The organism is Azoarcus sp. PA01 (assembly GCA_001274695.2).
Classification (GTDB): Bacteria; Pseudomonadota; Gammaproteobacteria; order Burkholderiales; family Rhodocyclaceae; genus Aromatoleum.
Window position 1 is genome coordinate 443880 of the sequence record LARU01000004.1, and the last position, 14305, is coordinate 458184.

A 14305-nucleotide genomic window follows, 5' to 3' on the forward strand; every position below is an offset into this window, starting at 1 on the left:
GCTCATCCGGGCACTCCGATCGAACGCGTCGCGATCGCGAACACCGCGTCGATGAGGATCACGACGGTGATCGCCGAGACGACCGACGCGGTCGTGTTGGCCGACAGGCTTTCGGTGTTCGGCCGCACGCGCAGGCCGAAATGACAGGCGACGAGCGCGATCGACAAGCCGAACACCGCGCCTTTCGCGATCCCGATGTAGAGGTTCGCGACCGGCACGACGCGCGGCAACGTGTCGAGGAAAAAACCGAAGCCGAGATCGAGTTGCACCCATGCGGACACCATGCCGCCGAACAGCGCGACGGCCGAGGTCCACAGCACGAGCAAAGGCATTGCGATCGTCAGCGCGACCACTTTCGGCAGGACCAGGCGCGTCGTGCGCGAAATGCCCATCGCCGACAGTGCATCGAGCTCCTCGGTGACGCGCATCACGCCGAGCTGGGCAGTCATCGCAGAACCGGATCGCCCGGCCACCAGCACCGAAACGAGGACCGGTCCGAGCTCCCGGACGATGCCGAGGCCGAGAATGTTGACGATGTAAATGTCCGCGCCGAAAGCCTGCAGTTGCAGCGCCGAAAGGTAGGACAACACCACGCCGATCAGGAAGCCGACGAGCGCCGCGACCGGAGTGGCTTTGGCCCCGACCTTGTAGAGATTGGCCGAAATCTCGCGCACCGGCCAGTCGCGCGGGTGACGCAGCAGATAGGCGAGATCCAGGCACAGCTGTCCTGCCAGCCGCACGAAACCGGCGAGATGATGGGCAAAACCGAGGAGCGCCGCGCCGAGCACGACGACGGCGTCAGCCAGCGTGAAAGACCGGGGTTCGGGCAACGGTTCAGCGGCTGTCGCCTCGATGCGACCGATCACCTCGCGCAGTTCGTCGTCGGCGCTCAGGTCCTGCGGCCACTGTTCGCGCCACGCGTGCCACAACAGCGTCGCACCGAAACTGTCGAGCCGCGTTATGCCGTCGAGCTTCCAGCTGGCGTCATGCCCGGCCCGGGCAAGCAGGCGGCGGAATTCGTCGGCGCGCGGCGCGAGCGCGCGCAGCGTCCAGTCCCCTTCGAGCCGGCATTCAGGCCTCGCTCCCTTTCCGGCCGACGGCCCGCAGCTTGCAGTGGGCGCGCGCACGATCCGGCGTCAGGCGACCAGCGCCCGGCCGGGCGGCGTGCGCAGCACGAGACTGCGTCCGACCGACAGCCACTGTCGCTGCTCTTCCTCGATCGCGGCCGCAGTCAGCGGCAGCTTCTGCAGCCAGCCGTCGCGCGCGGTGACGACGAAGCCGCGCCCATCGCGTTCGATGTCGATCGGCGGGATGCCCCGTCCGTCGCGAGCGCGATGGACGATCACGGCAAGGCGCAGGCACACGATCAGCAGCCAGTCGCGGCTTTCTGGATCGATCGCCGCCACCCGTTCCAGCTTTCCGCGATGCGCCAGCACGATGCGCGCCAAGCGCCCCTGGTCCATGCGCGAGAAGCCCGGCATGTCGGCATTGGCGAGGATGTAGGCGCTGTGCTTGTGGTAGCTCGAGTGCGCGACCGAAACACCGACTTCGTGAAGCATCGCCGCCCAGCGCAGGAAGCGGCGGTCCGGGTGGTCGCTTTCGGCAGCTTCGGGAACCAGGCGCGACAGCAGGTGGGAAGCGGTGTCGGCAACGCTCGCGCCCTGTTTGCGATCCGTTCCATAACGCGCGACGAACGCGTTGACGGTCGCATCGCGCAAGTCGTGGTGATGGTAGCGGCCGAGCAGATCGTAGAGCACGCCCAGACGCAACGCTCCTTCCGAAAACACCATGTGCTCGAGATCGAACTCCTTGAACACTGCCGACATGATCGACAGCCCGCCGAGCAGCACCGGCAGGCGATCGCCCTTGAGCCCCGCCAGATCGGCGCGATCGATGCTGCCGGCTCGCAGCATCGCCGCTTTCAGGCGTTCCAGCCCGTCGCGCGTGATCCCGCTTTCCGAGAATCCGTTCTGCACGAGGATCTCGACGAGCGCCTTCGCCGATCCGCTCGAGCCGACCGCCACTTCCCAGCCGGTCTCGCGGTACGAATGGGCGATCGCCTGGAGCTCGCGCCGGGCGGCCAGCTCGGCTTCCCGCAAGCCGCGCTTGTCGATCCGCCCGCCTGGAAAATACTGCAGGCTGAAGCTCACGCAGCCCATGTAGAGGGACTCGAGCTGGAGCGGCTCGAAGCTCTTGCCGATGATAAATTCGGTCGACCCGCCGCCGATATCGACGACGAGCTGCTGGCGGTGCGGATCGGGCAGCGTATGCGCGACGCCGACATAGATCAGACGTGCTTCTTCGCGCCCCGCGATGACCTCGATCGGCACCCCGAGCGCCGCTTCGGCACGAGCGAGGAACTCGGGAGAGTTCTTCGCCACTCGCAGCGTGTTGGTCGCCACCGCCCGGACCGCATCAGGCGGAAAACCGCGCAGACGTTCGTTGAAGCGTTGCAGCGCGATCAGGCCGCGCTGCTGCGCCGCGACATCGAGCAGCTTGTCTGCCGACAGCCCGGCCGCCAGCCGCACCGCTTCCTTGAGTCCGTCGAGCGGATAGATCTGATCATTGACGATCCGGCCGACCTGGAGCCGGAAACTGTTGGAACCGAGGTCGATCGCTGCGATCAGTTCTTGCATCATCGTGTAGGCACGCAATCGCGCAGGTCGAAGTGGCCGCCATTCTACCACCCGGCCTTGCGACACAAGCTGCGCCGGATGCGGACGGGTTCCGCCCCGGATTCACGCTTGTCATGGCTGCCGGCGCACGTCATGCATTTGCAGCACATTTGTCACATAATCCCCGCAGGCACACCCGCAGCCATAATGAGACCCATGCACAGGCCCCCGCTAAACCAGCTTTTCCCCACCGAGCATTTCATCAATCGGGAGCTGTCTCTTCTCCAGTTCCAGCGCCGGGTGCTGGCCCAGGCGGCCGACCGCACCGTTCCGCTGCTCGAGCGCTTGCGCTTCCTGTGCATCGTGTCGAGCAATCTCGACGAGTTCTTCGAAATCCGGGTGTCCGGCATCAAGGAACAGATCCGCCTCGGCAGCCGTACTGCCGGCAATGACGGCCTGCTGCCGACCGAGTTGCTCGATCGCGTCAGCCTCGAAGTCCACAGCATCATCGCCCAGCAGTACGAACTGCTCAACGACGACATCCTGCCGGCGCTCGAAGCCGAAAGCATCGTGTTCCCGCGCCGGCCCCTGTGGACCGACGCGCAGCGGGCATGGGTGCGCGATTATTTCCTGCGCGAAGTGATCCCGGTCCTCACGCCGATCGGCCTCGATCCGGCACATCCGTTTCCACGCGTGCTCAACAAGAGCCTGAATTTCGCCGTCGAGCTCGAAGGGCTCGACGCTTTCGGCCGCGATTCGGGCGCAGCGATCGTCCAGGCGCCGCGCGCGCTGCCGCGGGTGATCCGGCTGCCGCGCGAAATCTGCGCGCACGAGTACAGCTTCGTCTTCCTGTCGTCGGTGCTGCATGCGCACGTCGGCGAGCTGTTCTCCGGGATGCGCGTGTTGGGCTGTTACCAGTTCCGCGTGACGCGCAACTCGGACCTCTTCGTCGACGAAGAAGAAGTCAAGGACCTGCGCGTATCGCTGAAAGGCGAGCTGCAGCAGCGCCACTTCGGCGACGCGGTGCGGCTCGAGATTGCCGACAACTGCTCGGAAAAAATGGCGGCGTTCCTGCTGCAGCACTTCCGGCTCGGCCCGAAGGATCTGTACAGCATGCCGGGCATCGTCAACCTGGTGCGCCTGATGCAGGTGACGGACTGGGTGAACCGTCCCGACCTGAATTACCCGCCTTTCCTGCCTGGCCTGCCGAAAACGCTCGAAAAAGGCCGCGAGATCTTCGATGCGATCCGCAAGCAGGACGTGCTGCTGCACCACCCGTTCCAGAGCTTCACGCCGGTCATCGACCTGCTGCGGGCAGCGGCCGACGACCCGCAGGTGCTGGCGATCAAGATGACGGTGTATCGCACCGGGACCGATTCGGTGCTGATGGAACATCTCGTGCGCGCCGCGCAGAAAGGCAAGGAAGTGACCGTCGTCCTCGAACTGATGGCGCGCTTCGACGAAGAGGCGAACATCAACTGGGCGAATCGCCTCGAGGAAGTCGGCGCGCACGTCGTCTACGGCGTGTTCGGCTACAAGACCCATGCGAAGCTGCTGATGCTGGTGCGCCGGGAAGAAGACGGGCTGCGCCGCTACGTGCACATGGGCACCGGCAATTACCATCCGCGCACGACACGCTTCTACACCGACTTCGGCTTGCTCACGTGCAACGAGGAGATCGGCCAGGACGTCGCCGAAGTCTTCAAGCAGCTCACCGGCCTTGGCAAGGCGAGCACGCTGAAGCATCTGTGGCAGGCGCCGTTCGCGCTGCAGTCGAACGTCGTCGCCGCGATCAACGCCGAGGCAGAGTTCGCACGTGCCGGTCGGCGTGCGCACATCATCGCGAAGATGAACGCGCTGCTCGAACCGGAAACGATCGAGGCGCTCTATGGCGCCTCGCAGGCCGGCGTCGATATCGACCTGATCGTGCGCGGACCGTGCGCGCTGCGGCCGGGCGTCGCCGGGCTGTCGGAGAACATCCGCGTGCGCTCGGTCATCGGGCGCTTCCTCGAACACCATCGGATCTTCTATTTCCGCGCCGACGGCGACGACCTGGTTTACCTGTCGAGCGCCGACTGGATGGACCGCAATTTCTTCGGCCGCATCGAGATCGCGTTTCCGGTGCTCGACCAGCGCCTGAAACGGCGCGTGATCAAGGAAGGCCTGCGCGCCTACCTCGGCGACAACTGCCAGGCCTGGGAGATGCTCGAAGACGGGCGCTATCGCCGCAAGACGCCGCGCGGCGTACGGCGCGCGGCGCAGATGGTCCTGCTCACCGAGCTGTCGGCGAGCCGTTGACGGCCGGCGAACGGCGGGTAACCGATTCTGGACCGGTCGGCTGGCGAAATTGGCGACAAACGGCGGCAGCCAGAGGTCACGGCCGGGATCGATGACTCCGACCCGGGGCTCCCGGAGCTACGCCTTCATGATTAGTCATCTTGCCTTACGACCGCATTTCGCGAGGCTTGCAAGCAGGTCGAAACATCGGCGCCCTTTGGGAAATACTGCCGCAATAGCCCATTCGTATTTTCATTGGTCGCACGCTGACACGCTCTCCGACTTGCGGGGCGGCCAAGTTGATCCAAAGCAAGACGAGAAATGCGCTCACTGCGTACCATCGCGCGGATTGCTTGAATGCGATCAACGGCGCTCGACGTCTTCTGTTCGTCATGGATCGATCCGAACGCTAGCCGCATCGTGTTCGTGCAGGCGCTGACTCGCGTCGAAATTGCTCGGCAGCAAAGGCCTGCTTCCAGCGCGAGCGATACATGAGGTCCATGGATTCGCCGCGCCGACCTCAGCGATGTAGTTCAAAATTCGGCCCGATCGAGCGGGGCCCAGCGAAGGGGAACACGCGTAATGCGCGAGCGCGTCGCCGTATTGGTCGTCGATGATCGACCGTCGAACCTGTCCGCCATTGAGGCGCTCCTCGAGGATCAGGACGTCGATCTCGTGAAGGCATTGTCGGGCACCGAGGCGCTGCGCCATACGCTCACGCAGGACTTCGCGCTCATCCTGCTCGACGTGCAGATGCCCGGCATGGACGGCTTCGAGACGGCCGAACTGATGCGCGCCAATCCGAAGACACGCCATCTGCCGATTATTTTCGTCACCGCCTGGATGTCGGAGACCACGCTGCAGTTCAAGGGCTATGAGCTTGGCGCGGTCGACTACCTGATCAAGCCCTTCGCGCCGCACATCCTGCGCGGCAAGGTGAGCGTCTTCTGTCAGCTCTACCGCCAACGTCGCGAACTCGAAGCGGCTAAGGCTCGGCTCGAGGCGACCGTCCAAGAGCGGGTCGAGCAGTTGCGGGAAAGCGAGGAGCGCTTCCGCCTGCTGGCGACGCATGCGCCGGTCGGCATCTATCAGTTTGATCGCGACGGCAACTGCGTGTCCGCCAACCCCTGCTGGTACACGATGTGTGGCTTGACGCCGGAGGGCGCAGCGGGGCAAGGCTGGTGGGCCACGCTGCATCCCGATGACGAACCGCTCATCGCCGCGGCGATTCGCAACGCCTTCGCGCACGATACCGGGTATGCGCTCGAATACCGCATTGTGAGCGGAAACAGGACGACTCGGACCGTCCTGGCACGCGCCGAAATGAGCCGGGATCACGCAGGCCGACCGCGCCACCTTTTCGGGACGGTGCTCGACATCACCGACCGCAAGACCGCCGAGAACGAGATGATGTTGGCCAAGGCCGATGCCGAGCGGGCGAACGAGGCCAAGTCCCGCTTCCTGGCCGCCGCGAGCCATGACCTGCGCCAGCCGCTGGCGGCGATGACGCTCTACCTCGATGTCCTGCAAAAGGAAGTGGCGGCGAACAGTCAGCCGCTCGTCGGTGACCTGCGCCAATGCGTCGGCAGTTTGAGCAAGCTGCTGACCGACCTCCTCGACATGAGCAAGCTCGAGGCTGGCGTAGTGCGGCCTACGGTCTCGAATTTTCGGGTCAATGACCTCCTGGCAAGCTTGCTGTCGGTGCATGCCCCGCAAGCACGGCTAAAAGGGCTGTGGCTGAGCTACGTGTCGACCAGGTTAACGGCCCGCACCGACGCCGTCCTTTTCCAGCGCATGCTCGGCAATCTGATCGCGAACGCCGTCCGCTACACGGAGCAGGGCCGCATTCTGGTCGGCTGCCGCCGGCGCGCAGGGATAGCCTGGATCGAGGTCTGGGATACCGGCATCGGCATTCCACCCGACAAGACGAGCGAGATTTTCGAGGAGTTCAAGCAGCTGGGCGACGGCGCTCGTACCCGCGGCAGCGGCTTGGGCCTTGCCATCGTCGCGAAGACTGCAGCGCTCCTCGGTCTGCGGATTCGGGTCAACTCGCGGCCAGGGCACGGGTCCATGTTCGCGCTCGAACTGCCGCTTGGCGAGGCGATCGAGCAACCGTTGCAGGCGCGGGCACCCCAGCGCCGTTCGCTGCGCATCGCGCTCGTCGAGGATAATCGCCCCGTTCTTCTGGCGGTGAAGTGCGCGCTCGAGTCCGTCGGACATGAAGTCATCGCGGCAGAAAGCCGCCGCGAGCTGGTCGAGGCGCTCGGCGGGCGTCGCCCCGACGTCGTACTGTCGGACTATCGGCTGACGGCAGGCGAAACGGGTTTTGACGTCATAGACTCGGTACGGGAACTCCACGGCAGCTTGATCCCCGCCCTCGTCATGACCGGTGAAACCGCTCCCAGCTTGATCCGCGAGATGGCCGATCGGGGCATCGCAGTGCAGCACAAGCCGCTGGATCTGGACGCGCTGCAACTCGGTCTGGCCAGTATCGTCCCGACGGAATCGGGAATCGATCCGCTGACCGGGGTCTGGAACCCCCGTCGTCTCGAGGACGCTGCCCGCCATGCCCTCCATGCCGGACAACGCCGCGAACAGGCGGTGTCGCTGATCCGGTTCGACATCGATCGCTTCCCGGATCTCGCCGGCGAGTTCGGTTCGCAGCAGGCGGATGACGTCCTGCGTGAGATCGCGCGGCGAGCGGGCGCGATCCTGTGCGAGGGCGACGCGCTGGCCCGCAGAGGCGGCGACGCGTTCCTCGTACTTGCTAAAGCTTCTGCAACTGACGCTGAGACCCTGGCTGAAAATCTGCGACGCGCCATCGAGTCCGCCCCCTGTCTGGCCGTGGACAGAGTCAGCGCGAGCTTTGGTGTCGCCGAGCATATCGCCGGGGAGCCGTACGAGGAATGGCTGGCGCGTGCCGACGACGCCCTCCATTTGGCGCGGAACAGCGGTGGCAACTGCGTACGGCTGCATCCTGCTAACCAACTATGGACGCTGCGCCGACCGATCGACGGGCGTTTCGTCCAGCTCGTCTGGCACGAACACTACTGCTGCGGCGAGCCGACGATCGACGCGCAGCACCGGGCTTTGTTCGAACAGGCCAACGCGCTGCTGACGGATCTGCTGGGGGGATGCCCCGCGCCCGAGCTCGCGCTGGCGGCGCGGCAGATGTTGAACGACGTCGCGAGGCATTCCCGCGACGAAGAGCGGGTTCTCGAGGCGGCCGGCTATCCTCACCTCGACCGCCACCGGACCGATCACGCCGCGTTACTGCGCAAGGCCGGGAATGTCCTGGCCCGCCTCGAGAAGGACGCTGGGCGCATGTCCGAGCTGATCGAGTTCCTCGCTTACCAAGTAATCGCCCTGCACATTCTCGGGGCAGACCGCGAGTATGCAACCCACCTCAAAGCGGTCGGTTCAAGCGCGAGCTCTGAACTAGCTTGACGCGGTCGCTCCGCGCACGCGGCAGGTTCGCGCCCGCACACGTCGAGACAAGGACCTCCCCCGACATTCAGTCAGCACGGGGACGGTAACGGCGCCGGGCAGCCGCACCGTCATTCATGGTTCATCATGCTTCACAACGATCAGATCCCATTCGCGTTCGCCCTCCTGCTCCGGCGGCCGGCGCGATATCGCTCTGGTTGCGCCAGTCCGTGCTGATCGCCTACATCGTGATCGGCATCGTAGCCGGACCGGCCGTGCTCGGCTTGGTCACCGCGCACGATCAGATCGCCCTGTTGGCTCAGGCATGAAATCACCGATCCGCATCCTCGCTGCCACCGACCTTTCCGCGCCTACGAGCCGCGCCGTCGCTCGGGCTTTCCGCATTGCCGCCCAAACGGGAGGCGAGCTGATGGTCATGCGCAGCAACTCGACGCCCCTAGACGGTCTGCGCGGCCTTCGGGCAGGGCGAGTGTGGGTTCCACCCCTACTTGCGCTGCGCGTCGATGACGTCGGGCACTTCGCGGATCAGCGTGATGGCGCGCTGCACCTGCGCGACGCCGCCGACTTCCATCGTGAAGCGCATGTACGCAGTCCCCTTCTTCGTTAGCGTATTGACCGCGATGACGTTGAGCTTTTCGCGCGACAGCACTTCGGAGATGTCGCGCAGCAGGCCCTGGCGGTCGGCCGCCTGCACCGCGATATCGACGGGGAACACCGACTGGCGGTTGTTGTACGCCTGCTCGCCCCAGTCCGCCTTGATCACCCGCTCCGGATGAGTGCCCGCGAGGCGCTGGAAATCGCGGCAGTCGACGCGATGGATAGAGATGCCGCGCCCGCGCGTGACGAACCCTTCGATCGCGTCCGGCGGCGCCGGCTTGCAACAGCGTCCGAGCGAAGTCAGGAGCTTGCCGACGCCGACGATCAGGATCTTGTCGCTCGAATCACCCGCGCGGCTCTGGCCGATCACCATTCCCGAGTCGGCCGCCTCCGGCGCAGCTTCCCCGGGGGCGCGCAGCGCGACATGGACCGCGCGCGGACCGACTTCGCCACGGCCGGCCGCGACGAACATCGACTCGGCGTTCTTGAAGCCGAGTTTGCCGGCGATCTCGTCGATGTTGGCTTGTGACTGCCCTTCGCGCTGCATCTCCTTCGCGATGACGGCGCGCCCGCGCGCGAGCAGTTCGTTCTCTTCGATCTGATTGAAGTACTGCTTGATCTTGGTGCGCGCCCGGCTCGTCGCGACGTAGCCCTGCACCGGGTTGAGCCAGTCGCGCGACGGCCCGCCCTCCTTCGCCGCGGTGATCTCGACTGTCTGGCCGTTCTGGAGCTGCGTATTGAGCGGCACCAGGTGCCCGTCGATCTTCGCGCCGCGACAATGATGGCCGAGGTCAGTGTGCAGGCGGTACGCGAAATCGATCGGCGTCGCCCCGCGCGGCAGATCGACAACCTTGCCCTGCGGCGTCAGCACGTAGATCGCGTCGTCGAGCGAGGCGCGCTTGAACTTCTCGACCCAGTCGGCCGAATCGGCGATCTCGTCGCGCCACGACAGCAGGCTGCGCAGCAGCGCGATCTTCTCGTCGTAGTCGCCGCCATGCCCCTTGCCTTCCTTGTAGCGCCAGTGGGCCGCGACGCCGAGTTCGGCGTGCTTGTGCATGTCGTGCGTGCGGATCTGCACTTCGACTGCGCGGCCATCGCCGGCAAGCACCGCCGTATGCAGCGACTGATAGTTGTTGCCCTTCGGCTTCGTGATGTAGTCGTCGAACTCCTGGCCGATCGGCTGCCAGATCTGGTTTACGATCCCCAGCACCGTGTAGCAGTCGCGCACGCTGTCGACCAGCACCCGCAGCGCGCGGATGTCGTACACCTGCGAGAAGTCGAGCCGCTTCGCGCGCATCTTGTTGTAGATGCTGTAGATGTGCTTCGGCCGGCCATAGACTTCGGCCTTGATGCCGACCGCGGCGATCTCGCGCTTGAGCCGTTCGATCGCCTCCTCGATGAAGCTCTCGCGCTCGACGCGGCGCTCGTCGAGCATCTTCGCGATGCGTTTGTAAGTCTCCGGCTCGAGGAAACGGAACGACAGGTCTTCGAGTTCCCACTTCAGCTGCCACACGCCGAGCCGGTTTGCGAGCGGAGCATAGATGTCGAGGCTCTCGCGCGCGACGTCAGTGCGGATTTCGCCTTTCTGTTCGGTGAAATAACGCAGCGTCTGCGTGCGCGATGCGAGCCGCAGCAACACGACGCGGATGTCCTCGACCATCGCCAGCAGCATCTTACGCAGCACTTCGGTCTGGGCGCGGATGTCCGGCGCCGTCGCGGTCGCGGTCATGCGCGTAAGCAGGCGCAGGCCGTTGAGCTTGCGCAGCCCCTCGACGAGGCGCGCGACCCCGTCGCCGAAGCGCGCCGTCACCGTCTCGATCGGGTCCTCGATGTAGTCGCCGACCGCGAACAGCAATGCAGCCACGCGCGTTTCGGCGTCGAGCCGCAGCGACGCGGCGATCAGCGCGGTCCCCATCGCGTGGGTCCACACCGACTCGCCCGTGCCGAGGACGTGATTTTCATAGGCGCCGCGGGCCAGCTCGAGGGCTTTTTCGATCAGTGCGCGTTCGTCGGCGCCCAAGCCGTCGGCGAGCAGGTCGACCGGCGGAACGGCGTCGTTCTGTGAAATGGCATGCGTGACGGAGACCATGGGCGGATTATCCCATACCCGGGCGGTCATCTCCGCGCGCTGCAGACGATTCCGCGCTGTGCCATCATCACCGCCCTGCCACCGAAACACGACCAATGAAAAAGCGCTTCGCCAACCCCTACCTGCTGTTGACGCTGACCTCGCTGTTCTGGGCAGGCAACATGGTGATCGGGCGCGGGCTGCGCGAAGCCGTACCGCCGATGACGCTTGCATTCTGGCGGTGGGCCATCGCCTTCGCGCTGACGCTGCCGTTCGCGCTGCCCCATCTGCGCGTGCAGTGGCCGCGGATCCGGGCACACTGGCGCGCGATCGTCGTGCTCGGCGCGATCGGCGTCGGCTGCTACAACACCTTCGCGTACATCGCGCTGCAATACACGACCGCCACCAGCGCGACGCTGCTCAATTCCTTCACACCGGTGGCGACGATCGCGCTCGCGTTCCTGCTGCTCGGCAAGCGGCTGACACCTCTCGAAGGGGCCGGCGTCGTCGTGTCGCTCGTCGGCGTGATGATCATCGTCGCGCGCGGCAGCCTGGCGACCCTGCTCGGCTTCAGCCTCAACACCGGCGACCTGTGGATGCTGCTCGCGGTGCTGACGTGGGGCATCTATACGGTCGGCCTGCAATGGCGGCCGGCCGGCATCGACCCGATGCTGTTGCTCGCCGCCTTCACCGCCGTCGGCGTCGCGGGGCTCGCGCCGCTGTATGCCTGGGAGCTCGCCAGTGGGCGGCTCATCGATCCGTCACCGGCGACGTTCGCGGGCATTCTCTACATCGGCATCTTCCCCGGCTTTCTCGGCTACGTGTTCTTCAACGCTGGCGTGGCGGCGGTCGGACCGAGCCGCGCGTCCCTGTTCATCCACCTGATGCCGGTGTTCACTGCGCTGCTCGCGGCGATCTTTCTCGGCGAACGGCCCCAGCCGTTCCACTTTGCCGGCATCGCGCTGGTTTTCGCCGGCATCTTCCTGACGACGCGCAAACCCGCCGGCTGAACGCGATGCTGAATTTCCTGCGCAAATGGCGAAAGGCACGTCGGCTCGCCGCGATACGGGTGCCGAACGCGCTGTGGACCAGCGTCGAGAAGAAGCTGCCGTTTCTCGACTATCTCGAACCAGCCGACCGCGAACGCCTGCGGGAATTCGCGCGCGAGTTCCTCGCGGAAAAGCAGTTCCACGGCGCCCATGGCATGGCCCTCACCGACGACGTGATGCTCGCGATCGCCCTCCAAGCCTGCCTGCCGATCCTGCGCGTCGGACTCGACGCCTATCGCGGCTGGGTCGGTGTCGTCGTCTACCCCGGCGACTTCGTGATTCCGCGCCATGAAACGGACGACGCCGGCGTCGTGCACGAATACGACGACGAAGTGCTCGGAGAAGCGTGGGAAGGCGGCCCGGTGCTGGTGTCGTGGCATCGCGACGGCGAAGGGCCGGAAGGCGTAAACGTCGTCATCCACGAGTTCGCGCACAAACTGGACATGCAGAACGGCGACGTCGACGGCTTGCCGCGGCTGCCCCGGGGCATGAGCAGAGCGGCTTGGGCGAAAGTGTTCACCGCCGCCTACCGGCATTTTTGCGCACAGGTCGATGCGGGCGAGGAAACCCTGCTCGACCCGTACGGCGCCGAGAGTCCGGGCGAGTTTTTTGCGGTCGCTTCCGAAGCGTTCTTCGAAACACCCTGCCTTCTCGAACAGGAACTTCCTCGCGTGTACGAGCAGCTGTCGCGCTTCTACGGCCTGGACCTCGCCACCGGTGAACGCCGCGTCCGCGACGAACAGCAGCGCCGTTGCGGAGCCCCACCCCGCACTTTGGGATCATGAACGTCGGCAAGCCCCTGTTCGTCGTCTATCGTCCTCCAGTCCGGCGACCGGCGGGTGACCGGGAACATTCCGCCCAAGCGGGTTCCGGAAAAATCCACGATGCTGTACGAATAATTCCTGTGGAATAGTGCCCTTCCGGAGCGGACGTCATTGGCGGGCCCGGAGTGATCGGTTGACGTTCACGGCAAAATGAGTTTGCCACGTTTGGGGCGTCCGTCTAAGCTGCAAGAGCCACAATCGGCAGACCACCCGATCTATCTCTCGGAGGACGATTCATGGTTATAACCTGGATACTGGTTGCTAATGCCAGCCTGGCGAAGCTCTATGCAAACCTCGGTCCGAACAAGGGACTCACCCTGGTGAAGGAACTGTTTCATCCGGAAAGCAGACGGAAAAATTCCGAACTTGTAACCGACCGTCCCGGCACCATGGCGTCGGTAGGCAACGGGCAAGGTTCGGCGCAGCCTCAGACTCTTCCCAAAACCCACGAAGCAAAGGTGTTCGCGCAACAGATTGCGCAAGAGCTGTACCTGGGACGGGCCAAGAACGAATTCAGCCGCGCAATCGTCTTCGCCCCACCCGCCTTCATGGGCATGCTCAATGCGGTGCTGGACACACCGACAGCGCAGCTGATCACCGATCGTTTCGAAAAGGATTACACGAAGGAACCGGAGCCCGTCCTGCGTGAGCGGCTCGGCTCGTGCCTGTTCCTTTGAATTCCTGACTGGAAAGCCTGATTCTTCGAACGTCTCTGTTCCGGAGACGATGGGGTCGCAGCACGCATGACCTCGAAAGGCCGCGGGGCGCTCGGCGCCCCGCATTCATTCGGCTCGACGGCAGGCGCTCAATGCCGCCAGTAATGTTCGCCGAACCGGATGTGCTTCGCCTCTTCCATCATCGTCATGAAATCCTCGCTGCTCATCTGGATGAGCTTCTCGTGGTCGCCGCCCTCGAAGTAGATCTCGGGCTGCTCGGCCAGCGTGTCGTCGACGACCATCCGCATGCCGTACGCGCTGCCGACGGGCGGGACCGCTCCGGGTTCGCAATCGGTGAACAGGGCGGATAGCTCGTCCTCGGACGCGAGGCGCAAGTTGCGCTGCATCGCCTTGCTGAGCCAGCCGAGCTGCACGTGCTGAGTGGAGGGCAACACCGCCATCAGGAAGCCATCATCGTCTTCAAGCACGACCGATTTGGCCAGGCAATTGCCGGGCACCCGCGCCAACTGCGCGGTCTCCATGCTGTTGTGGGAATGCGGATGCGTCAGGACGTCGTACCGCAAGCCGTGTTCGCTCATGTACTCCTGGAGTTTTGACGCGATTGCCATGATGGTCCTCCTCGATCGGGATCCGGGCAGCCGGTCCACCCGCCCCCTCGACCTTTCATTCCGACATTTCATTTTAGGACGCAACACGGCATCCTGCACTGCAGGCAGGCCACCGGTGCGGTGGCCGGGCGAACTCGCCGCCG

General features: G+C 65.0%; 9 protein-coding genes. 5 read left to right on the top strand and 4 right to left on the bottom strand.

Translation table 11 applies throughout. The features are described 5' to 3' along the window. Nucleotides 1-2: 2 nt before the first annotated feature. Nucleotides 3-1127 carry an ABC transporter permease gene (locus PA01_14225; protein ID KON79649.1) on the bottom strand — a complete coding sequence of 375 codons (1125 nt, stop codon included), beginning with the start codon at nucleotides 1125-1127 and terminating at the stop codon, nucleotides 3-5. A gap of 9 nt (nucleotides 1128-1136) precedes the next feature. Next, a complete protein-coding gene (gene ppx, locus PA01_14230; GenBank protein KON79650.1) occupies nucleotides 1137-2639 on the bottom strand; it encodes an exopolyphosphatase in 1503 nt (500 codons plus the stop codon). 192 nt (nucleotides 2640-2831) lie between these two features. On the opposite strand from ppx, the gene ppk1 reads away from it, so the two are divergent. After that, entirely contained in the window at nucleotides 2832-4913 is a 2082-nt protein-coding gene (ppk1, locus tag PA01_14235; protein KON79651.1) for a polyphosphate kinase 1, read from the top strand. Nucleotides 4914-5474: 561 nt separating this feature from the next. Further along, nucleotides 5475-8339 (top strand): response regulator, encoded by a 2865-nt coding sequence (locus PA01_14240; protein KON79652.1) that lies wholly within the window; start codon nucleotides 5475-5477, stop codon nucleotides 8337-8339. A gap of 484 nt (nucleotides 8340-8823) precedes the next feature. Here the strand turns inward: PA01_14240 and PA01_14245 are convergent, their stop codons facing one another. After that, entirely contained in the window at nucleotides 8824-11025 is a 2202-nt protein-coding gene (locus PA01_14245; GenBank protein KON79653.1) for a bifunctional (p)ppGpp synthetase/guanosine-3',5'-bis(diphosphate) 3'-pyrophosphohydrolase, read from the bottom strand. A 95-nt stretch (nucleotides 11026-11120) separates the two neighbouring features. On the opposite strand from PA01_14245, the gene PA01_14250 reads away from it, so the two are divergent. From PA01_14250 to PA01_14260, 3 genes are all read left to right on the top strand, one after another. Further along, entirely contained in the window at nucleotides 11121-12014 is an 894-nt protein-coding gene (locus PA01_14250) for a DMT family transporter (GenBank protein KON79654.1), read from the top strand. Nucleotides 12015-12019: 5 nt separating this feature from the next. After that, nucleotides 12020-12838 carry a zinc-dependent peptidase gene (locus tag PA01_14255; GenBank protein ID KON79655.1) on the top strand — a complete coding sequence of 273 codons (819 nt, stop codon included), beginning with the start codon at nucleotides 12020-12022 and terminating at the stop codon, nucleotides 12836-12838. 275 nt (nucleotides 12839-13113) lie between these two features. After that, a complete protein-coding gene (locus tag PA01_14260) occupies nucleotides 13114-13554 on the top strand; it encodes a host attachment protein (GenBank protein KON79656.1) in 441 nt (146 codons plus the stop codon). Nucleotides 13555-13682: 128 nt separating this feature from the next. Here the strand turns inward: PA01_14260 and PA01_14265 are convergent, their stop codons facing one another. Beyond that, nucleotides 13683-14162 carry a YbaK/EbsC family protein gene (locus PA01_14265; protein KON79657.1) on the bottom strand — a complete coding sequence of 160 codons (480 nt, stop codon included), beginning with the start codon at nucleotides 14160-14162 and terminating at the stop codon, nucleotides 13683-13685. Nucleotides 14163-14305: the final 143 nt, after the last annotated feature.